At 65.8% G+C, this 21,777-nt stretch carries 17 protein-coding genes and 1 riboswitch; of the genes, 8 read left to right on the forward strand and 9 right to left on the reverse strand.

Annotated features, from left to right (window positions below; genetic code table 11):
* The first annotated feature begins 15 nt into the window (after positions 1–15).
* A complete protein-coding gene (locus AC0MAZ_RS00720; protein ID WP_475859816.1) occupies positions 16–2,244 on the forward strand; it encodes a TonB-dependent siderophore receptor in 2,229 nt (742 codons plus the stop codon).
* Positions 2,245–2,311: 67 nt separating this feature from the next.
* Entirely contained in the window at positions 2,312–3,208 is an 897-nt protein-coding gene (locus tag AC0MAZ_RS00725) for an alpha/beta hydrolase (RefSeq protein WP_475859817.1), read from the forward strand.
* A 1,048-nt stretch (positions 3,209–4,256) separates the two neighbouring features.
* Here the strand turns inward: AC0MAZ_RS00725 and AC0MAZ_RS00730 are convergent.
* The 3 genes from AC0MAZ_RS00730 to AC0MAZ_RS00740 are packed head-to-tail and all read right to left on the reverse strand — an operon-like array spanning position 4,257 to position 7,472.
* The gene (locus tag AC0MAZ_RS00730) at positions 4,257–5,057 is read right to left on the reverse strand and encodes a nucleotidyltransferase domain-containing protein (protein ID WP_475859818.1); all 801 of its coding nucleotides are present in this window, start codon (positions 5,055–5,057) and stop codon (positions 4,257–4,259) included.
* 39 nt (positions 5,058–5,096) lie between these two features.
* On the reverse strand, positions 5,097–6,302 hold the full coding sequence (locus tag AC0MAZ_RS00735; protein ID WP_475859820.1) for an RtcB family protein: 1,206 nt from the start codon (positions 6,300–6,302) through the stop codon (positions 5,097–5,099).
* A 39-nt stretch (positions 6,303–6,341) separates the two neighbouring features.
* Complete coding sequence (locus AC0MAZ_RS00740) at positions 6,342–7,472, reverse strand: slipin family protein (RefSeq protein WP_203650092.1); 1,131 nt, start codon at positions 7,470–7,472, stop codon at positions 6,342–6,344.
* 600 nt (positions 7,473–8,072) lie between these two features.
* Between AC0MAZ_RS00740 and rtcR the strand changes: the two genes are divergently transcribed.
* Both rtcR and ribB read left to right on the forward strand, forming a co-directional pair.
* On the forward strand, positions 8,073–9,656 hold the full coding sequence (gene rtcR, locus AC0MAZ_RS00745) for an RNA repair transcriptional activator RtcR (RefSeq protein WP_475859822.1): 1,584 nt from the start codon (positions 8,073–8,075) through the stop codon (positions 9,654–9,656).
* A gap of 36 nt (positions 9,657–9,692) precedes the next feature.
* A riboswitch (FMN riboswitch) is annotated at positions 9,693–9,834 on the forward strand.
* Positions 9,835–9,914: 80 nt separating this feature from the next.
* The gene (gene ribB, locus AC0MAZ_RS00750; RefSeq protein ID WP_203650081.1) at positions 9,915–10,565 is read left to right on the forward strand and encodes a 3,4-dihydroxy-2-butanone-4-phosphate synthase; all 651 of its coding nucleotides are present in this window, start codon (positions 9,915–9,917) and stop codon (positions 10,563–10,565) included.
* 146 nt (positions 10,566–10,711) lie between these two features.
* Here ribB and AC0MAZ_RS00755 read toward each other — a convergent pair whose 3' ends face one another.
* From AC0MAZ_RS00755 to AC0MAZ_RS00765, 3 genes are read right to left on the reverse strand one after another with little or no spacing between them, the layout of a single operon-like run.
* Entirely contained in the window at positions 10,712–11,905 is a 1,194-nt protein-coding gene (locus AC0MAZ_RS00755) for an SGNH/GDSL hydrolase family protein (RefSeq protein WP_475859824.1), read from the reverse strand.
* Position 11,906: 1 nt separating this feature from the next.
* Complete coding sequence (locus tag AC0MAZ_RS00760; protein ID WP_475859826.1) at positions 11,907–13,043, reverse strand: SGNH/GDSL hydrolase family protein; 1,137 nt, start codon at positions 13,041–13,043, stop codon at positions 11,907–11,909.
* Entirely contained in the window at positions 13,030–14,445 is a 1,416-nt protein-coding gene (locus tag AC0MAZ_RS00765) for an MBOAT family O-acyltransferase (RefSeq protein WP_475859828.1), read from the reverse strand. The genes AC0MAZ_RS00760 and AC0MAZ_RS00765 overlap by 14 nt, the downstream gene beginning before the upstream one ends.
* A gap of 220 nt (positions 14,446–14,665) precedes the next feature.
* On the opposite strand from AC0MAZ_RS00765, the gene AC0MAZ_RS00770 reads away from it, so the two are divergent.
* The 4 genes from AC0MAZ_RS00770 to AC0MAZ_RS00785 all read left to right on the forward strand — a co-directional run bounded on the left by AC0MAZ_RS00770 (position 14,666) and on the right by AC0MAZ_RS00785 (position 19,890).
* Complete coding sequence (locus AC0MAZ_RS00770) at positions 14,666–14,908, forward strand: exodeoxyribonuclease VII small subunit (RefSeq protein ID WP_028690287.1); 243 nt, start codon at positions 14,666–14,668, stop codon at positions 14,906–14,908.
* Positions 14,905–15,792 (forward strand): (2E,6E)-farnesyl diphosphate synthase, encoded by an 888-nt coding sequence (gene ispA / locus AC0MAZ_RS00775; protein WP_475859830.1) that lies wholly within the window; start codon positions 14,905–14,907, stop codon positions 15,790–15,792. Before AC0MAZ_RS00770 ends, ispA begins: the two co-directional genes overlap by 4 nt.
* Positions 15,793–16,018: 226 nt before the next feature.
* Positions 16,019–17,914, forward strand: coding sequence for a 1-deoxy-D-xylulose-5-phosphate synthase (gene dxs / locus AC0MAZ_RS00780; RefSeq protein WP_234560574.1), 1,896 nt, complete (start codon positions 16,019–16,021; stop codon positions 17,912–17,914).
* A gap of 104 nt (positions 17,915–18,018) precedes the next feature.
* The gene (locus AC0MAZ_RS00785) at positions 18,019–19,890 is read left to right on the forward strand and encodes a TonB-dependent receptor domain-containing protein (protein ID WP_475859832.1); all 1,872 of its coding nucleotides are present in this window, start codon (positions 18,019–18,021) and stop codon (positions 19,888–19,890) included.
* Here the strand turns inward: AC0MAZ_RS00785 and AC0MAZ_RS00790 are convergent.
* From AC0MAZ_RS00790 to ribA, 3 genes are read right to left on the reverse strand one after another with little or no spacing between them, the layout of a single operon-like run.
* Positions 19,868–20,680: a cobalamin-binding protein gene (locus AC0MAZ_RS00790; RefSeq protein ID WP_203650072.1), complete on the reverse strand. Its 813-nt coding sequence runs from the start codon at positions 20,678–20,680 to the stop codon at positions 19,868–19,870. The two genes, AC0MAZ_RS00785 and AC0MAZ_RS00790, sit on opposite strands and share 23 nt — an antisense overlap.
* Entirely contained in the window at positions 20,680–21,099 is a 420-nt protein-coding gene (locus tag AC0MAZ_RS00795) for an MFS transporter (RefSeq protein WP_203650070.1), read from the reverse strand. Before AC0MAZ_RS00795 ends, AC0MAZ_RS00790 begins: the two co-directional genes overlap by 1 nt.
* Positions 21,096–21,713 carry a GTP cyclohydrolase II gene (gene ribA, locus AC0MAZ_RS00800; RefSeq protein ID WP_011531972.1) on the reverse strand — a complete coding sequence of 206 codons (618 nt, stop codon included), beginning with the start codon at positions 21,711–21,713 and terminating at the stop codon, positions 21,096–21,098. The genes AC0MAZ_RS00795 and ribA overlap by 4 nt, the downstream gene beginning before the upstream one ends.
* Between the last annotated feature and the right edge of the window lie 64 nt (positions 21,714–21,777).

Below are 21,777 nucleotides of genomic sequence, written 5' to 3' on the forward strand. Positions count from 1 at the left end.
TGCCGGAGATCACACATGTCGCCCCGCCCGCTTCCTTTCGCCCCCTTCCTGCTGCTGTCCAGCTGCCTGCTGAGCAGCGCCGTGCAGGCCGCCAACCAGCCAGAACCGATCGTGCTGGAAAGCCAGAACGTGGTGGCCACCGCCCTGGAGGAGACCAAGCAGGCGCCGGGGGTGTCGGTCATCACCGCCGAGGACATCCAGAAACGACCACCGGCCAATGACCTGTCGCAGATCATCCGCACCATGCCGGGGGTCAACCTGACCGGCAACTCCACCAGCGGCCAGCGCGGCAACAACCGGCAGATCGACATCCGCGGCATGGGCCCGGAAAACACCCTGATCCTGGTCGACGGCAAGCCGGTCAGCAGCCGTAGCTCGGTGCGCTACGGCTGGCGCGGCGAACGTGACTCGCGCGGCGACACCAACTGGGTGCCGGCCGACCAGGTCGAGCGCATCGAGGTGATCCGCGGCCCGGCGGCGGCGCGCTACGGTTCCGGGGCCATGGGCGGGGTGATCAACATCATCACCAAGCAACCGGCGGGAGAGACCCACGGCAACATGACCGTGTACCAGAACTTCCCGCAGCACGGTGACGAAGGCGCCACCAAGCGCGTGAGCTTCGGCCTCAACGGCCCACTGACCGACACCCTCAGCTACCGGGTCTACGGTAACGTGGCCAAGACCGACGCGGACGACTGGGACATCAACGCCGGCCACCAGTCCGCGCGCAGCGGCACCCAGGCCGGTACCTTGCCCGCCGGCCGCGAAGGCGTGCGCAACAAGGACCTCAACGGCCTGCTGAGCTGGCGCCTGACCCCGGAGCAGACCCTGGAGCTCGAAGCCGGCTTCAGCCGCCAGGGCAACCTGTACGCGGGCGATACGCAGAACACCAACTCCAATGCTAACGTCAAAAGCATGCTCGGCAAGGAGACCAACATTCTCTACCGAGAAAATTTCGCCATCACCCACCGCGGCGATTGGGACTTCGGCAGCAGCATGGCCTTCCTGCAATACGAGAAGACCCGCAACCAGCGCATCAACGAAGGCCTGGCCGGCGGCACCGAAGGCATCTTCAGCAACACCGACTTCTACACCTCGACGCTGCGCGACCTGACCGCCCACGGTGAGCTCAACCTGCCACTGCACGCCTGGCGCGACCAGACCCTGACCCTGGGCAGCGAGTGGAGCCAGCAGAAACTGGACGACCCCAGCGCCAATACCCAGACCACCAGCGAAGGCGGCAGCGTGCCCGGCCTGGCCAGCAACGGCCGCAGCACCAGCAGCCAGGCGCAGATCTTCTCGCTGTTTGCCGAGGACAACATCGAACTGCTGCCCGGCACCATGCTCACTCCGGCGCTGCGCTTCGATCACCACAGCATCGTCGGCGACAACTGGAGCCCGTCGCTCAACCTGTCCCACGCGCTGACCGACACCCTGACGCTCAAGGCCGGCATCGCCCGCGCCTACAAGGCGCCGAACCTGTACCAGCTCAACCCCGACTACCTGCTCTACAGCCGTGGCCAGGGCTGCTACGGGCAGAGCACCAGCTGCTACCTGCAGGGCAACGCGCATCTGGAGGCCGAGACCAGCGTCAACAAGGAACTGGGCATCGAGTTCCAGGACAACGGCTGGGTCGCCGGCCTGACGTACTTTCGCAACGACTACAAGAACAAGATCGACTCGGGCCTGAGCGGCATCGGCCAGGCATCCGGTGGCGCAGGCCTCAACGCCAATGCCACCCTCTACCAGTGGGAGAACATCCCCAAGGCACTGGTAGAGGGACTCGAGGGCACCCTGACCATCCCGCTGAGCGAACAGCTGAAGTGGAGCAACAACTTCACCTACATGCTGCAATCGAAAAACAAGACCACTGGCGAGACCCTGTCGGTGACCCCTGCCTACACGCTCAATTCCATGCTCGACTGGCAAGCCTCCGACGACCTGTCGCTGCAGCTGAGCGTGGCCTGGTACGGCAAGCAGACGCCGAAGAAGTACGACTACCAGGGCAAGCGGGTCACCGGCACCGCCAACGACCAGGTGGCCCCTTACGCGCTGGTCGGCGCCAGCGGCACCTATGCGCTCACTAAAAACCTGAGCGTGACCGCCGGCATCGACAACCTGTTCGACAAACGCCTGTACCGGGCCGGCAACGCCCAGGCGGTGAACGGTATCGAGGGCGCGGGCGCAGCCACCTACAACGAACCCGGGCGCACCCTCTACACCAGCCTGACCGCCTCCTTCTGAACCCGTGCCGCCGCTGCACTCGACGATGGCGCGGCGGCTTGTCATGGAAGACCTCACGAGAACACCGATGAAGATCCTTTCCCTTGTCCTGGCACTGCTGCTGAGCGGTTCGGCCCTGGCCCAGCCGCAAGCCGAGCAGAAGATGGACGACACCCTGCTGCAGCGCCAGGACCTGGCCTATCGCTTCAGCCACCTCGACCTGGATTCGCGCGACGGCCAGCGCCATTACCGCCTGTGGATCGGCCAGCCCCGACGCCCGGCCCCCGCCAGCGGTTACCCGGTGCTGTGGATGCTCGACGGCAACGCCGCCATCAGCGCCCTTGAGCCACAGCAACTTCAGGCGCTCGCCGGCGGCCAGGCACCGCTGCTGGTCGCCATCGGCTACCAGACTGACCAACGCATCGAACGTGCCGCCCGGACCTACGACTACACCCCCGTGGTGCCCGGGCTGGCCGAGCAACGCGATCCCCTGACTGGCCAGGCCAGCGGTGGTGCCGATGAATTCCTCGACCTGCTGGAACAGCGCATGCGCCCGATGGTCGCCGCTGTCGCGTCCGTCGACCCGCAACGGCAGACGCTCTGGGGTCACTCCTATGGCGGGCTGGCGGTGCTGCATACGCTATTCACCCGCCCATGGCTGTTCAGCGACTATGCGGCGGCCAGCCCATCGTTGTGGTGGAACAACGGCGCCATCGTGGCCGAGGTGCACGGGATGCAGGGGCGGCTGGGCAGCCACCGAACAAGCCTGCTGCTGATGCGCGGCACGCAAGAACCGGCCAATCCGCGTGGGTCGGTGTCGGGTGATGTACAACGAGCGGCCCAGGGGCTGGTGGCCAGTCTGGCCGGGGTGAAGGGATTGTCAGTAGCCTTCCAGCCATTCGATGGTCTGGGCCACGGGCCAATGCTGCCGACCTCGCTGCGGTTCGTGATGGACAGGATGTCCAGGCATGAAGGGGCCTTGTAGGAGATCGCCCAGCCTTTCGGGCTGCGCTGTCGCGCAGGGAACGGTTACCTCTGTGGGAGCGGGTTTACCCGCGAACACCGGCGGAGCCGGTGCCAAGCACCGCGTTGGATTCTTCGCGGGTAAACCCGCTCCCACAGGGTCAAGCTAAATCAATGGGTTATGGTTTGTTCCATGCCAGATCGCCCAGCCCTTCGGGCTGCGCTGTCGCGCAGGGAACGGTTACCTCTGTGGGAGCGGGTTTACCCGCGAACACCGGCGAAGCCGGAGCCATGCACCGCGTTGGATTCTTCGCGGGTAAACCCGCTCCCACAGGGTCAAGCTAAATCAATGGGTTATGGTTTGTTCCATGCCAGATCGCCCAGCCCTTCGGGCTGCGCTGTCGCGCAGGGAACGGTTACCTCTGTGGGAGCGGGTTTACCCGCGAACACCGGCGGAGCCGGTGCCAAGCACCGCGTTGGATTCTTCGCGGGTAAACCCGCTCCCACAGGGTCAAGCTAAATCAATGGGTTATGGTTTGTTCCATGCCAGATCGCCCAGCCCTTCGGGCTGCGCTGTCGCGCAGGGAACGGTTACCTCTGTGGGAGCGGGTTTACCCGCGAACACCGGCGAAGCCGGTGCCAAGCACCGCGCTGGATTCTTCGCGGGTAAACCCGCTCCCACAGGGTCAAGCTAAATCAATGGGTTATGGTTTGTTCCATGCCAGATCGCCCAGCCCTTCGGGCTGCGCTGTCGCGCAGGGAACGGTTACCTCTGTGGGAGCGGGTTACCCCGCGAACACCGGCGAAGCCGGAGCCATGCACCGCGTTGGATTCTTCGCGGGTAAACCCGCTCCCACAGGGTCAAGCTAAATCAATGGGTTATGGTTTGTTCCATGCCAGATCGCCCAGCCCTTCGGGCTGCGCTGTCGCGCAGGGAACGGTTACCTCTGTGGGAGCGGGTTTACCCGCGAACACCGGCGGAGCCGGTGCCAAGCACCGCGTTGGATTCTTCGCGGGTAAACCCGCTCCCACAGGGTCTCGCTAAGTCAAAGAGTTACGTGCTTACCCAGTCATGCAGGATATTTGTGCACGGTGTCCCGCAGAAACTCATCCAGCAACCCGCTCTCACCGCGCATCACCGGCACCTCCCGCACCTCATCGGCTCGCGCCAGCTCGGCCTCGATGAACCCATGCAGCACCTCGTCCCGAGGTCCGTGCTCGGCCTCGCCGCTGCGTCGTTTCACAGCCAGCAGTGCGTCGATCGCCGCCTGCAGTCGCGGATCATCGACAGTACGCGCCATCAACGCGGCGAACGCCGTCGGCGGCATGCCCAGCCCCTGGTCGATCCAGCGCACCGCCAGCAACGGCCGCAGCACATACAGGTACTTCTTGAAGCGCACCGTCTCGCCCATCAGGTAGCCACGCAGGTTCTTGCGTGCCATCGACAGGTAGTGGTGGCGCACGGCGCGCGGCGAGTAGAACGCCTCGCCCAGCTCGCGCAGGCGACCGGCGGCTTCGGCGTCGGCGCGGTACACCAGCGGCGAGCCCAGCCACTCGAGCAGGCTCGGATTGGCGCCGCGCATCAGGCGCAGGGTCTTGCGCAGCTCCCAGCCGCTGATGTCCAGCTCGTCGCAGAGCGGCCGCTCGATCACATCGCGAGGCTCGTCCACCCGCAGGTACCAGTCGTTGCGCGGCACGTAGACGAAGCGTACGTCGTAGTCGCTGTCCGGCGAAGCGAAACCCCAGGCACGGCTGCCGGACTCGCAGGCATAAAGCACGGTCACCTCGTGCTCGCGCTCGATACGTTGCAGCTCATCGAGCACCCGGGCGCGCATGGCCTCGGGCAATGGGTGGGAGTCGTCCTGATACATGTCTTCGTTCCTTGTACAGGGCGCCACGCGGCGCCCGTTTCAACCTTTCACGCACACCACCTGGCGCAGGGTGTGCACCACCTCGACCAACTCCCGCTGGGCCTGCATCACCGCATCGATGTCCTTGTAGGCCATCGGGATCTCGTCGATCACATCCTTGTCCTTGCGGCACTCCACATGGGCGGTGGCGCGCTGCTGGTCCTCGACGGTGAAGCGGCTCTTGGCCTTGGTGCGGCTCATCACCCGGCCTGCGCCGTGACTGCACGAGCAGAACGATTCCTCGTTACCCAGGCCCCGGACGATGAAGCTCTTGGCACCCATGGAACCGGGAATGATGCCCAGCTGGCCCTTCTGCGCCGACACCGCGCCCTTGCGGGTCACCAGCACCTCACGGCCGAAGTGCTGTTCCTTCTGCACATAGTTATGGTGGCAGTTGACCGCCTCGAGGCTGGCCTCGAACGGTTTGCCCAGCACCTTGCGGGTGGCGGCAACCACCGCCTGCATCATCAGCTCGCGGTTGTGCCGGGCGAAGTCCTGCGCCCACTCGACCGCCTCGACATAGTCGGCGAAGTGCCGGCTGCCCTCCTCGAAATACGCAAGGTCCCGGTCCGGCAGGTTGACCATGTGCTGGCGCATGTCGGCCTGGGCCAGTTCGATGAACAGGTTGCCGATGGCGTTACCGACACCACGCGAGCCGCTGTGCAGCATGAACCAGACGCGGTCGGCCTCGTCCAGGCAGACTTCGATGAAGTGGTTGCCGCCACCCAGTGTCCCCAGGTGCTGGCGGTTGTTGGTCTTCTCCAGCCGCGGGTGCTTGTTGGTGATCGCCTTGAAGCGTCCGGCCAGGCCGCTCCACACCTGGTCGGCCTGGTCCGGCACAGTGTCCCAGGCACCCTGGTCGCGACGGCCGAAGGTCTTGCCATGGGGCACGGCCTTCTCGATGGCCGTGCGCAGGCCGTGCAGGTGGTCCGGCAGGTCGCGGGCGTGCAGCGAGGTGCGCGCGGCGATCATGCCGCAGCCGATGTCCACCCCCACCGCCGCCGGAATGATCGCGCCCACGGTGGGGATCACGCTGCCGATGGTCGAGCCCTTGCCCAGGTGCACATCCGGCATCACCGCCAGGTGCTTGAAGATGAACGGCATCTTCGCCGTGTTCATCAGTTGCTTGCGGGCGTCGTCCTCGACCGGTACACCGTCGGTCCACAGTTTGATCGGCTTGCCGCCCGCCACTTCGAGTATGTTCATTGCCTTGTTCCTTGTTGCGCTACGTCGTGTCGCAAAGGGTCAACCCGCCTTGAGGCTGACCATTCCATTCAATACCTGATCCAGGCCACCGAACACCGAAATCCGGTCGATGCGCTCGGCCACCCGCTCCAGGGTTTCCAGCTCCTTCAGGCGCAGGGCCGTCGGGTTGCCTTCCATCACCTTGGCGGTGTTGAGCAGCGAACGGGTCGCCTGGGTTTCCTCGCGGCGCCGGATCACGTTGGCCTGGGCGGCCTTTTCCGCCTCCACCACCTGTGCCAGCAGGGTCTTCATTTCGCCCGGCAGGATGATGTCGCGCACCCCCAGGCTGCTCACCTCCAGGCCACTGCCTTGCAGGTGCGCCAGCAGGTGCTCGGTGACGCTACCGTCGATGGACTGCTTGTCTTCCAGCAGCTCGTCGAGGGTGCGGGTACCCACTGCCGCACGCAAGCCGAACTGCAGCTCGCGGTACAGGTGCTCCACCGGCTTGCTCATCTGTCCGTGGGCGCCAAGCACATCGGTGTAGCGCCAGTTGGCCACCAGGCTCAAGCGCAGGCTGACCTTGTCGCGGGTGAGGATCTCCTGGCCGTTGACCTCCAACGCCTGCAGGCGGGTGTCGACCATCTCCACCGCTACCTGGCTGCCGCAGCGCCAGTAGCCATGCCGGCCTGGCTCGAGCAACCCGGCCACCACGCCATCAATCTTCAGCACGCCGACATGGAAGGCAGGCACCAGCGCCAGCAGGACCAGGTCCGTGCCGGCCACGCCGGGGCGGTTCAGGCGAACCACCAGTTCGTCGTCCAGGCGCCGTCCTTGATCAAGGTCGATGCGCTGCAAGCCATGTTCGACCTGACCTTTCCAGTACAGGCGGCGGCTGTCCGGGGCCAGCAACTCAACCAGGCGGCCGTCCTCGAAGCGCAGGCCGGCCTCGTGCGGCGCCAGGTCCATGGCTTCGAAATACTGCTCGACCAGTGCCGACTCATGCCCACGCAGGTATTGCGCCAGCGGGTGGTCAAACAGCGGGGATTGGAGGCTGAAGGTGGTCACTGTCAGCCGGTCTTGCCAGTCGAAACGCTGGTACTGGCCAGGCTCGAGGATCGACACGAAGTCGCCTTCGCTCATTAACAGGCCGCGTTCGTTTTTCTTCACCACAAAGCGTTTCAACAGTTTCATCTTGCTCATCCTTTTATCAATGTCCTTGGCTGCGGGTGGTCGCCGACTCACCGAGCGCCGTGGGCGAAACCTGGCGGAGTCCGGGGCTGGGAGCGATTGCTCCGGCGGCCGCCATCGTTGCGCCTGGTCCGGCCGGCGGGCCGGGTGAACCAGCGGTGGCTCAGGCTTCCTTCGCAGTGGCGGGCCGTCCTGGCCCTGGTTGCGTTGCCTGTGCCCCACCTGCGGGTGTTGCGGGTGTAGCTACCGTGGAGGGTATTGCCGAGACGTGGCCCGGCGAGCGCCTCGCAAGCCTGTTCACAGGCTTGCGCCGCAATGACCGGTCGTTGCGGCGGCGGCATGCACGACACCGACACCTGAAGGTGGGTACGTGCACCGGCGGGGGTTGATCCCCTGACCCGAGGGCCTGCCTGGCGATGCGGTCGAGAGGGATATAGCGAGCGGCGTGCCAGGTTTTCATTCGCTCTTGAAAAAATCTTTTAACTATCTGATTTATAAGTATTTATTTTTTGTTTCGCGTTAGCCTGTGTATTGCAACGCGTCATGCCGATTTCATTTTTCGTATATCCTGAGATACATACTTATCTTTTTGGATAATCACGGATGACCAAGCCCCTCGTCGCCATCGGTTTCCTCGGCACCACCCTCGACCGCAACGGCAAGGGCGCCGCACGCTGGAACCGCTGGCGGCCAACCATCGGCCTGTGCCAGCAAGCCGACCTGCCGCTCGATCGCCTGGAGCTGATCCACGGCCCCAGCGCGCGCGACCAGAGCCTGGCCGAGCGGATCCGTGGCGACATCCAGCAGGTCTCGCCCGCCACCGAGGTGCGCCTGCACCCGCTGGCACTGCATAACCCGTGGGACTTCGAAGAGGTCTACGGCGCCCTGCACGACTTCGCCAGCGGCTATACCTTCGACACCGAGCGCGAGGACTACCTGGTGCATATCACCACCGGTACCCACGTCGCGCAGATCTGCTGGTTCCTGCTCACCGAAGCCCGCTACCTGCCGGCGCGCCTGGTGCAGACCTCGCCCTCGCGCAAGCAGGATGAAAACAGCGACCCGGCCGGCATCGCCACGCTGATCGACCTCGACCTGTCGCGCTACGACCCGATCGCCTCGCGCTTTCGCCGCGAGCAGGTCGAGGGGCAGTCGCTGCTCAAGTCCGGCATCGCCACGCGCAACCCGGATTTCAACCGCACCATCGAGCAGATCGAGCGGGTCGCCCTGCGCTCCAAGGCACCCATGCTGCTGGTCGGCCCGACCGGCGCCGGCAAGTCGTTCCTGGCCCGCCGCGTCCATGAGCTCAAGCGCGGCCGCCATCAGCTGGGCGGGCGCTTCATCGAAGTGAACTGCGCCACCCTGCGCGGCGACGGCGCCATGTCGACCCTGTTCGGCCACGCCAAGGGCGCCTTCACCGGCGCCCAGAACGCTCGCGACGGCCTGCTGCGCGCCGCCGACGGCGGCATGCTGTTCCTCGACGAGATCGGTGAACTGGGCGCTGACGAACAGGCCATGCTGCTCAAGGCCATCGAGGAAAAGCGCTTCTTCCCGCTGGGCGCCGACCGCGAAGTGGAAAGCGACTTCCAGCTGATCGCCGGCACCCACCGCGACCTGCGCGCCAAGGTCGCCGATGGCTCGTTCCGCGAAGACCTGTTCGCCCGCATCAACCTGTGGACCTTCGCCCTCCCGGGCCTGGCCGAACGCCGCGAGGACATCGAACCAAACCTTGATTTCGAGTTGCAGCGCCATGCCCGCGAACAAGGGCGCCAGGTGCGCTTCAACCTCGAGGCCAAGCGCCGCTACCTGGCCTTCGCCCATGCCGGCGAGGCACGCTGGGCCGGCAACTTCCGCGAGCTGTCGGCGTCGATCACGCGCATGGCGACCCTGGCCGACAGCGGGCGTATCGACGAGGCATTGGTCGAGGAGGAGATCGGTCGATTGCGTTACGCCTGGGGCCTGGAATCGAACACCGAACCACTGCTCACAGGTCGTGAGCTGGACCTGTTCGACCAGGTGCAGTTGCAGGCGGTGATCGACGTCTGCCGCCGCGCGCCGAGCCTGTCAGAAGCCGGACGCCAGCTGTTCGCGGTATCGCGCCAGGAGAAGGCCAACCCCAACGATGCCGACCGCCTGCGCAAGTACCTGGCGCGCTTCGGACTGGACTGGCAGCAACTAACGTCGTAGGGCTTGCCAGCCCGCTGGCACAGTGGGGTATGCTTGGCCGGTCTTCAGGGCGGGGTGAAAGTCCCCACCGGCGGTAAATCGAAAGATGAGCCCGCGAGCGCTCCGGCCATGCCGGGGGTCAGCAGACCTGGTGAGATTCCAGGGCCGACGGTCATAGTCCGGATGAAAGAAGGCGTTTGGCAGGGGCCGTCCGGGCACCCCTGCGCGCGCATTTTGTTCGCCCCGAGACGTTCATCGATCATTCACGAGGAGCGTTTCATGTCCACCATGCTCAACAAGCAATTCCCCAATGTCAGCGCCGCCATCGCCGCCTTCCAGGCCGGGCGACCCGTGCTGCTGCTCGACGACGACGACCGCGAGGACGAAGCCGATATCGTCGCCGCCGCCGAGAACCTTTCGCTGCAGACCATGGCCATGATGATCCGCGACTGCAGCGGCATCGTCTGCCTGTGCCTTGACGAAGCCACCGTCGACGCCCTGCAGCTGGCGCCGATGGTGCAGAATAACCAGGCCCGCCATGGCACCGGCTTCACCGTCACCATCGAAGCCGCCGAAGGGGTCAGCACCGGTGTGTCGGCACAGGACCGCATCACCACCATCGAAGCCGCGCTGCGCTCGACCGCGCAGGAACGTCATATCGTCAGCCCGGGCCACGTGTTCCCGCTGCGCGCCCGCGATGGCGGCGTGCTGACCCGTCGCGGCCACACCGAAGGCTCGGTGGACCTGGCCCGCCTGGCCGGCCTGCGCCCGGCGGCGGTGCTGTGCGAACTGATGAACCCCGACGGCAGCATGGCCCGCGGCGAGCAGGTGGCGGTGTATGCCCGCCAGTACAACCTGCCGGTGCTGACCATCGAGGAACTGGCGCGCTATCGCGAGGCGATGGTCGAGCTGGAAGCAGAGATCGCCTGAATCATCTTGGGGCCGCTGTGCGGCCCATTCGCGGCACAAGGCCGCTCCTACAGGAAATTGCGATCCCCTGTAGGAGCGGCCTCGTGCCGCGAAAGGGCTGCAAAGCAGCCCCAACAATCTAAAGCCCAATGCCGATCAAGCTGCCGTCAACGCAACCCCAACGGCCCCTTCAGAAACTCATACAACCCCGCCGCACTCTTGCGATAACCATCAGCCGTCAGGTGCACCAGATCCGGCCGCGCCAGCCCGCCCGCCTGCCAGCCGGCAATCGAGCACGGCCCGCCCATGAACCCCTGCCAATCCCAGAACAGCGCCTTGTACTTCTGCGCCATCTGCTTCTGGATACGGATCACCGAGGCCAACGGTTGAGGCTGGCGCGCCGCACAGCTGCGCGCCTTGCGCTGCTTGATCGAGTCCGGCGGCCCGACCAGCAGGATTGCCGCCTGGGGCAGGTCCTTGCGCAGGCCGACGAGGGTCGCCTCCAGTTGCGTCTGGTACAGCGCCAGGTCGAGCTTGTCGTCAAACGCTTCATTGGTGCCGTAGGCCAGGATCACCAGGTCAGGCCGCACGGCCTTGAGGCTGTCACGCCAACCCGGCTGCCACTTGTCCACCACGTCCAGGCGCGCACCGTTGATGCCCAGCGCCGAGTAGGTCACCCCGGCATTCTTCTGTCCCTGGATGTACCAGCCTCCCAGGGCGACACCCCGGCCACCCTCGACACTCAATTGCACCGGCAGGCCGACATTGGCGTAGGCCGGGCTGAAGCGCCACTGGCCATTGCTCGCCGGCAGCACGCGGCGCTGGCCACCATTGACGAAGAGGCTGGCGCTGGCGCTCGCCTGATACAGCGCCGAGATTTTGTAGCGCTGACGGTCCTCGTCCCGCGCCTGCAGCACCACACTGGCGCGATTGGCCAACGGCAGCGACAGGTAGCCCCCCAACGGGAACTGCTGGCTCTGCTGGTTGCGCGCCGACACCAGCTCCCACTGGCGCTTCTCGCTCTTGATGATCACCCGATCGTTGCGGATCCCCGCCACTGGCGAGGCCGGCACCAGGCCGATGCCGCCGTCGCCGTAGCGTGCCTGCAACAGCTTGCGCAGCTCGCCGCTGAACAGGTCGGCGGCGGTGTGCGAGTCACCCAGCTGGACGATGGCAACCGGTGCCCGGCCGGCATTGCGCAGCTTGCCGGCGAGCAAGGCGAGGTTGCCGTCCTGGCGGGCGGCTGGCGCGGCGGCGGGCCGCGCCGTGGGCTGGGCGCTCACGCTGTTGGCGCCGGTGCTGCAACCCGGCGCGGCGCTGATCAGCAGGGCCAGGCCCAGCAGGTGATGCCATTGGCGCATCTCAATGTCCTGTAACGGTCAGGCCCGGAAAGCTGATCAGCGACAGAACCTGTTCGGCGATCATCTTCTGGCCTGTGATGGTGAAATGAATGCCGTCGTCGACCCGCACCTTGACCCGCTTGCCCTGCGGTGTCTGCACCGTATACGAGAAGTTGGCGTCGGTGTAGCCGAGGATCGGGTTGGCCGAGACGTAATGCTGGCCGAACAGCGCGGTCTGCTCCTGGTAGAGCCCGCTGAGGTAGCCCATGGCCGTGGACAGTCGCGCCTTCTCCATGTTCGGCGGCCCGACCCAGATCACCTGCACGTTGTGCGTGCGCGCCTGCTCGAGGATCGAATCGATACGGGCACGGTAGGCGACCTCCCACTCCGGCGACTTGAAGCGCAGGAATGGCTTACCCTTGCCCTGGGGCATGTCCCAGGGGTCGTTGGGGCCTAGGAACACCACCATCAAGCGCACGTTCGGTTCGTGATCGAGGGTGTCGGCCACGGTCTTCGGCCAGTTGAAGAAGCCCGGATAGGCAAGGCCGGTGCTCTGCTTGCTGAGGTTGACGGTGCGGATCTGGTAACGCTTGCGCAGGCTGTTGGCCAGGTGCGGCGCCACGCCCTGCATCAGCGAGTCGCCGACCAGGAACACTTCGTCGCCAGCGGCCAGTGAAGCCACGGTACCCGGCTGCAGCAATGCCGGTGCAGGTGTGGGCGGCACAGGTTGGGCGACAACGACCGGGGCTGGCGCATGAACCGGCGCAGGCGTCGGCTGTGCATGCGCGGGCGTCGATACCGGTGGCAACGGTTTGGCCAGGGTCGCCGGCGTTTGCAGATCGACCGTGACCACCGGCATCGGCGCGGGCAGTACCTCGATCGCCGGCTCCTCGGCCAGTTGCGACGCAGGCCGCATCTGCTCGAGCAGGTCATCGCGCTGCGCCTCCAGCATCGCCGTCAACTGCGCGCCCATGCGCCAGGCCGGCAGCTGGCCCAGCAGCGGTATCTCGCAGCTCTGGTGGTATTTCTGCTGGCAATAAAGCTTGATCGAGTCCTGGTTCAGCCAGAACAGCAACGCGGTGGTGACCACGATCGCATACAAGCCACGGGCGGCGCCCATCTGCACCTGGAACAGCTGTTTGCTATCAGAAGCTTGCATAGATGAACCCCGGCACGCCCGACTGCGAAGCGAAAATCACCAGCGACACACCGACCCCGAGCGGGATCGGGTACAACTGCCACGGCAGGCGCTGGAACAGCGCGCCACTCTGGCGCAACAGCGCCAGCCACTGGGGATAACTGGCCACGAACAACACACAGGCCAGCAGCATCAGGCCCGTGGCGCTGTTCAGGCCCGCCAGACTCAGCTGGGCGATGTTGCCGAGCATCTCCATCGCGCCCTCAAGCGTCGGGCTGCGGAAGAAGATCCAGGCGAAGGCCACGTAGTGGAAAGTCATCAACCGCGCCATCAGGCCCGAACCCGGCAGCCGCGCGAAACCCGGAAACCACTGGCTGAACAGCTTGGAAATGGCCAGGCCGACGCCATGCAGGGCGCCCCAGATGATGAAGTTCACGCTCGCCCCGTGCCACAGGCCGGACACCAGCATCGCCAGCAGCATGTTCAGGTTGCCGCGCCATACGCCCTTGCGGTTGCCGCCCAGCGGGATGTACACATAGTCGCGGATGAAGCGCGACAGGCTGATGTGCCAGCGCCCCCAGAATTCCTTGAGGTTGTGCGCGGCGTACGGCGCGTCGAAGTTGTCCGGCAGACGGAAGCCCAGCAACAGGGCGATGCCGGTGACCAGGTTGGTGTAGCCGCTGAAGTTGAAGTAGATCAGCAAGCTGTAGCCGTACACGCTCAGCAGCACCTGCTCGGGGCTGGCGCTGCCCGGGGTGTCGAACACCGGGTCGACCCACTCGCTGCCCAGCCAGGCGCTGAGGAAGAACAGCTTGACCACCGCCATGGCGATCAGCCCCAGCGCCCGCTGCGGTTCCAGCACCTGGCGCATGGCCGGCGGGCGGATCTGCGGCAGCATGTGCAGGGCACGGTTGACCGGCCCGGCCACCAGGCTGGGGAAGAACGCCAGGTACAAGGCCAGGTCCAGCGGCGGCACCGGCGCCAGCTCGCGGCGGTTGATCGACACCAGGTAGCTGACCGAATGGAAGGTGTAGAACGACAGCCCGATCGGCACCAGCACTTCCAGCAGCGGCAGCGCCACGTCGAACCCGGCAGTGGCCAGCGCGGCCTGCGCGCCTTCGACGAAGAACGCCTGGTACTTGAACAGGTAGAAGCAGCCCAGCACCAGCGTCAGCAGCAGCACGCGGCTGAACCAGCGCCCGGGATAGCGCCCCGCCAGCAGGCCGAGCAGGTACACCAGCGCGCTGTAGCCCAGCAGGATGTACAGCGACTGCAGGCTGAAGCTCGCCACCAGGCCGTAGCTGGCGGTCAGGAGCAGCAGGTTCTGCAACCGCACGCTCCAGCACAGGCTCCAATAGAGCAGGAAGAACAGCGTGAAACAGAGGCCGAATTCGATCGAGAGGAAGCTCACAACGTAGTCCATTACATGACGTCGGGGAGGAAGGTCTTTGACCCGCAGGCCAGAGCGCGCGGATTATGGCAGAGGGCCGCCACCCCCACAATTCGATTGCATGACGGATTGCAAGATGGCTTGCGCCAGACAAGTGCAACAAAATGCGACGAACGATAGGCCCACGCAATTTGCTCCCCCTGCCCCGCTCTGCTAGTGTCGCGCCGTTCTGAACGCCACCGAGACAGTCGCCATGGCCCGCAAAAAAACCTCCATCGATTTCGAACAATCCCTCGCCGACCTGCAAGCCCTGGTCGAGCGCCTGGAGAACGGCGAACTGTCGCTGGAAGAGTCGCTGGCCGCCTTCGAACAGGGCATCGCCCTGACCCGCGATTGCCAGGGCGCCCTGGCCCAGGCCGAGCAGAAGGTGCAGATCCTGCTGGAGCGTGACGGCGAGCTGGCTGCCCAGCCGTTCGACGCGGAGCCCGAGGCATGATCGCCCAGTACCAGCAAAGCGCCCAGGCACGGGTCGATGCCGCCCTCGAACCGCTGTTCCAGGCACCGTCGAAGGAGCTCGAACGCCTTTACGCCGCCATGCGCTACAGCGTGATGAACGGCGGCAAGCGCGTGCGCCCATTGCTGGCCTATGCCGCCTGCGAAGCCTTCGGCGTGCCGCCCGAGCAAGCCAACGGCGCGGCCTGCGCGGTGGAGCTGATCCACGCCTACTCGCTGGTGCATGACGACCTGCCGGCGATGGACGACGATGACCTGCGTCGCGGCCAGCCCACCACCCACAAGGCGTTCGACGAAGCCTGCGCGATCCTCGCCGGCGACGGCCTGCAGAGCCTGGCCTTCAGTGCCCTGCTCGAGCCACGCCTGAGCCCGCAGTCCGACGCTATCCGCCTGCAGATGGTCCAGACCCTGGCCAAGGCCGCCGGTCCCGCCGGCATGGTCGGCGGCCAGGCCATCGACCTGGGCTCGGTGGGCGTCAAGCTCGACCAGCAAGCCCTGGAATACATGCACCGGCACAAGACCGGCGCGCTGATCGAAGCCAGCGTGCGCCTCGGCGCCCTGGCCAGCGCCCGCGCCGATCAGACCCAGCTCGATGCCCTGCAGACTTATGCACAGGCCATCGGCCTGGCGTTCCAGGTGCAGGACGACATCCTCGACGTGGAGAGCGACACCGCCACCCTGGGCAAACGCCAGGGCGCCGACATCGCCCGCGACAAGCCGACCTACCCGGCGCTGCTCGGGCTGGAGGCGGCCAAGGCCTATGCCGTGGAGCTGCGCGACCAGGCGCTGGCCGCGCTGCAAGGCTTTGGCGACAACGCCGAGCCGTTGCGGGCGCTGGCCCGCTACATCGTCGAACGCCGTCACTAAGTCCCCCTGTAGGAGCGGCCTCGTGCCGCGAAAGGGCCGCAAAGCGGCCCCGGCAATCTTTGCGTCAACGCTGAAATCCTGGGGCCGCTTTGCGGCCCTTTCGCGGCACGAGGCCGCTCCTACAGGATCTGCGCTGCATTGAGCTTCCTGCACACCCGTCCGAATGGGCAGCTTTTCCTACAATGGGGTAAACTGCCGCGTCTTCACACCTATAACGACACGCCTGATGCCCACGACGTTTCAAGAGATCCCCCGCGAACGCCCGGTCACGCCTTTGCTGGACCGCGCCGACACGCCCGCCGGCCTGCGCCGGCTGGCCGAAGCCGACCTGGAGACCCTGGCCGACGAGCTGCGCCAGGACCTGCTCTATACCGTGGGGCAGACCGGTGGGCATTTTGGTGCGGGCCTGGGCGTCATCGAACTGACGATCGCCCTGCACTACGTCTTCGACACCCCGGACGACCGGCTGGTGTGGGACGTCGGCCACCAGGCCTACCCGCACAAGATCCTCACCGGCCGCCGCGAGCGCATGCTCAGCCTGCGCCAGAAGGACGGCATCGCCGCCTTCCCGCGCCGCAGCGAGAGCGAGTACGACACCTTCGGCGTCGGTCATTCCAGCACCTCGATCAGCGCCGCGCTGGGCATGGCCATCGCCGCCCGCCTGCAGAACGATCCGCGCAAGTCGATCGCCGTGATCGGCGACGGCGCGCTGACCGCCGGCATGGCCTTCGAGGCGCTGAACCACGCGCAGGAAGTGGATGCCAACATGCTGGTCATCCTCAACGACAACGACATGTCGATCTCGCGCAACGTCGGCGGCCTGTCCAACTACCTGGCCAAGATCCTCTCCAGCCGCACCTACGCCAGCATGCGCGAAGGCAGCAAGAAAGTGCTGTCACGCCTGCCCGGGGCCTGGGAGATCGCCCGTCGTACCGAAGAGTACGCCAAGGGCATGCTGGTGCCCGGCACCCTGTTCGAGGAACTGGGCTGGAACTACATCGGCCCGATCGACGGCCACGACCTGCCGACCCTGATCGCCACCCTGCGCAACATGCGCGACCTCAAGGGCCCGCAGTTCCTGCATGTGGTGACCAAGAAGGGCAAGGGCTTCGCCCCGGCCGAGGTCGATCCGATCGGCTACCACGCGATCACCAAGCTGGAGCCGGCCGACAAGCCGGTCGCGCCGAAAAAAGCCAGCGGGCCAAAATACGCCTCGGTGTTCGGCCAGTGGCTGTGCGACATGGCCGCCGCCGACAACCGCCTGGTGGGCATCACCCCGGCAATGAAGGAAGGCTCGGACCTGATCGACTTCAGCGAACGCTATCCCGAGCGCTACTTCGACGTCGCCATCGCCGAACAGCACGCGGTGACCTTTGCCGCGGGCATGGCCTGCGAGGGCGCCAAGCCGGTGGTGGCGATCTACTCGACCTTCCTGCAGCGCGCCTATGACCAGCTGATCCACGACGTGGCGGTGCAGGACCTCGATGTGCTGTTCGCCATCGACCGCGCCGGCCTGGTCGGCGAGGACGGCCCGACCCACGCCGGCGCCTACGACCTCTCGTACCTGCGCTGCATCCCCGGCATGCTGGTGATGACCCCGAGCGACGAGAACGAGCTGCGCAAGATGCTCAGCACCGGCCACCACTACAAGGGCCCGGCCGCCGTGCGCTACCCGCGCGGCACCGGCCCCAACGCGCCGATCAGCGGCGACCTGGAACCACTGGAGATCGGCAAGGGCGTGATCCGCCGCCAGGGCGGCAAGGTCGCCCTGCTGGTGTTCGGCGTGCAACTGACCGAAGCCTTGCAGGTGGCCGAGCAGATCGACGCCAGCGTGGTCGACATGCGTTTCGTCAAGCCGCTGGACGAGGCGCTGGTGCTGGAGATGGCCGCCAGCCATGAGCTGCTGGTGACCATCGAGGAGAACGCCATCATGGGTGGTGCCGGCGCCGCCGTCGGCGAGTTCCTGGCCCGCGAGGGCGTGGTCAAGCCGCTGCTGCACCTGGGCCTGCCGGATATCTATGTCGAGCATGCCAAGCCTGCGCAGATGCTGGCTGAATGTGGGTTGGATGCGGCCGGTATCGAAGCCTCCGTCAAAGCCCGGATGGCCAAGCTCGGCCTCTAGGGCCCTTTCGCGGGTAAACCCGCTCCCACAGGGACTGCACAGTATTCAAGGTCTGTGGAGATCCTGTGGGAGCGGGTTTACCCGCGAATGCGATGGAACTGCCCATGAAAAAATCCGCCTGTGCCGCACTCCTCTGCGCCCCTACATTCCTGCTGGCCGCCGAGCGCGATGACGCCCTGAAACTCCCCGACGTACTGATCAGCGCCAGCCGCCAGGTCGAGTCACGCACCGCCACCAGCGCCGCCAACACGGTGTTCACCCGTGCCGATATCGATCGCCTGCAACCGAGCGGCGTCACCGACCTGCTCAACCGCGTCCCCGGCGTGCAGGTGGCGCCCACCGGCGGTCGCGGCAGCCTGCCCGGCATCTTCATCCGCGGCACCAAGGCCGCCCAGACCCTGGTGCTGGTCGACGGCGTGCGCATTGCCAATGCCACCTCTGGCGACAGCGGCCTGCAGTTCCTCGGCATCGACCAGATCGAACGTGTGGAAGTGCTGCGCGGCTCGCGCTCAGCGATCTACGGCAGCGACGCCATTGGCGGGGTGATCCAGATCTTCACCCGCCGTGGTGACGGCCAGGGCCTGCAACCGCGCCTGCGCCTGGCCGCCGGCAGCAATCAGACCTGGCAACGCAGCCTGGGGCTGTCGGGCGGTGATGGCGCGACCCGCTTCAACCTCGGCGCCAGCCTGGACGAAACCGCCGGCATCGATTCGACCGGACCGTCGTATGCCAGCGATGGCGACCATGACGCCTATCGCAACCGTTCATTCAACCTCAGCCTGAGCCATGCCTTCAATGAACGTTACGAAGCCGGCCTGAACCTGCTCGACAGCCGAGGACGCAGCGAGTACGACAATCCCTTTGGCCGCTTCGACATGGCCACTTTCCAGAGCTTCGGCCAAAAGCCCTATACCGATTTCACGGTCAGCAGCCTGGGCACTTACTTGGACGCCCAGCTCACCGAGGCCTGGCATTCGCGCCTGGAGTTGGGTCACAGCGAAAATCGCGACGACAAACGCGACAAGCTCAGCAATGAGCGCTTCGTGTTCAACACCTATCGCGACCAGGTGACCTGGCAGAACGACTTCGTCGTGGATGAGCGCAACAACCTGCTGGCGGGGGCCGACTGGTATCAGGATCGCGTCCACGCCAGCACCGACTTCACCGAGGACAGCCGCTTCAATCGCGCTGTGTTCATCCAGCATCGCTTCACCGGTGAACACTTTTCCACCGAATTGGGCCTGCGCCGCGACCAGAACCAGCAGTTCGGCGGCCAGACCACCTGGAGCGGCAGCGTCACGGTACCGGTCAATGTCGACAACGATGTGTTGCTGTCCTACAGCGAAGGTTTCCGCGCACCGACGTTCAACGATCTGTACTACCCCCAGTACAGCAACCCGAACCTCGACCCCGAGCGCTCGAAAAGCTACGAGTTGCAGTGGCGCAGCCAACTGAGCAAGGAAAGCCGCCTGGAGGCCTCGCTGTACCGCACCGACCTGCGTGACGCGATCATCTTCGGCGCAGGCTCCATCCCCCGTAACGTGGCATCGGCCCGGATCAACGGCTTTGAGCTGGGCCTGGAGCAGCAGTGGGGCGCATGGCACAGCCAACTGGGCCTGGCCTTGATCGACCCTCGCGATCGCGATAGCGGGCACACCCTCGCCCGCCGCGCCCGACGGACCTTGAGCCTGGATCTGGATCGACAATTCGAACGGTTCAGCCTGGGCGGTAGCTGGCAGGCAGTGAGCGGCAGCTACGATGACGAGGCCAATCGCAATGCGCTGGGTGGCTACGGCCTGCTTGGATTGCGTGGAGGCTGGGCCGCGACCGACGAGGTTCGGCTGGAACTGAAACTCGACAACCTGCTGGACAAGCACTACAGCCGTGCCCTGTACAGCTTCGACGACAGCCAGTACGGCTATCGCGAAGAAGGCCGCACCTGGCTGCTGAGCCTTACCTGGACACCGACCCTCTAGCCTCCAGCAGCGCACACAACCGGGCGGTAGCCTCGATCATCTGCCCGCTGGGCCGCTCCAGTCCCTTGTCCGGCACCACCAGCAAGCGCTCCCCCTTAACGGCGCTCAACTGCGGCCAGCTACGCCAGCTGGCCAGCTGCGCCGCGTCACCCGCCAGGATCACCTCGGGATCGCGCAACAGCACCGACTCCACGCTGACCTGCGGCGCAGGCTGGGTCAGGTCGTCGAACACATTGCGCGCCCCGCAGACGCGCAAGGCATCGCTGACCACCTGGCGTCCACCCAAGGTGTACAGCGGCTTGTCCCAGACCTGATAGAACACCCGCAGCGGCGTGTCGCGCCGGTAGCGCTCGCGCAGCGCCTGCAGTCGATCACGCAGGCCGGCGGCATAGGCGCGACCCTGCTCGTCCCGCCCGAGGCGCCGGGCGATGGCTTCGATCTGCTCGATCAACTGGTCGAGGTCGCCGGGCTCGCCACTGAACGTGGCGATACCCAGGCGCTTGAGCTGGTCACGCTGGGCTGGCGCGACACTGCCGGGCCAGAGCAGCAGAAGGTCAGGCTTGAGGCTGAGCAAGCGCTCCATATCCAGCTGGCCATGGCGCCCGACCGAGGGCAGGGCCTGAAGGCCGGGCGGACGCTCGCCTGCATCCAGCAGGCCCACCAGCAGGTCATCAGCATCCAGCTCGAGGACGATCTCGGTCATCGACGGCGCCAGGCTGACCACCCGTGGCCCGGCCTCGGCCAGGGTACCGAGGCACAGCAATGCGAAGGAGGCGAGAAGCGCCCGCATCAGCCGAGCTGGCGCGGAATACGGTAGAGGTACAGCAGCACCACAGTAGACAGGGCGAGGAGGATCTGCGGCACGGCCTCCAGCCCGACCAACACCGACAGTGCAGCGACCCAGGCCGGGAAGCAGGCGAACAGCATGGCCAGGCGTCGAACCCGCGCCAACTCGATCCAGGCAGCGGGTTCGTCCGGCGTGCCCAGCTGCTTGTCGGTGGCGATCAATGCCCGCTTGTAGGCGCCGAAGCGCGGCAGGCTGAGGAACATGGTCGCGGCCCCGGCGATGAACAAGGGCATGGCCAGCACCGGGATCAGCGGCTCACCGCCGCCGAACGCCCAGGCCATTATCGGCAACGGCAACAACCCCATGGCCAGGTACTGCCACCAGGCCAGGGCCAGCCGCCGCTTCACCTCGCCGCGGGTCACGCCTGTGGCACCTCGCCCTGGTGCTTGTTGCCCATCATGTGGCCAAGCTTGTCGGCCTTGGTGGCCAGGTACAGGCGGTTGTGCGGGTTGTGACCGGTGTGCAGCGGCACGCGCTCGGCAACCTTGATGCTCATGTCGGTCAGGGCCTTGACCTTGCGCGGGTTGTTGGTCATCAGACGCAGCGATTTCACGCCCAGGTGTTCGAGCATCGGCAGGCACATGGCGTAGTCACGCTGGTCGGCGGCGAAGCCCAGGCGCTCGTTGGCCTCGACAGTGTCGGCGCCGCCATCCTGCAGCTCGTAGGCGCGGATCTTGTTCAGCAGGCCAATGCCACGGCCTTCCTGACGCAGGTACAGCAGCACGCCACGGCCTTCGCGGGCGATGGCCTGCAGCGCGGCTTCAAGTTGCGAGCCGCAGTCGCAGCGCTGGCTGAACAGGGCATCGCCAGTCAGGCACTCGGAGTGCAGGCGCCCCAGCACCGGCTCGCCGTCCGCGATGTCACCCAGGCTGAGCACCACATGCTCGCGGCCAGTGGCTTCGTCGAGGAAGCCATGCATGGTGAAGATCGCAAAGGGCGTCGGGAGTTTAGAGGCGGCAACAAAGACGACGGGCACGTTGTGCTCCTGGATAGTAGGATTTTTCAGATCGGCCGATTGTATCAGCAGCCCGGCGCAGGTG

This window comes from Pseudomonas sp. A, assembly GCF_056270345.1.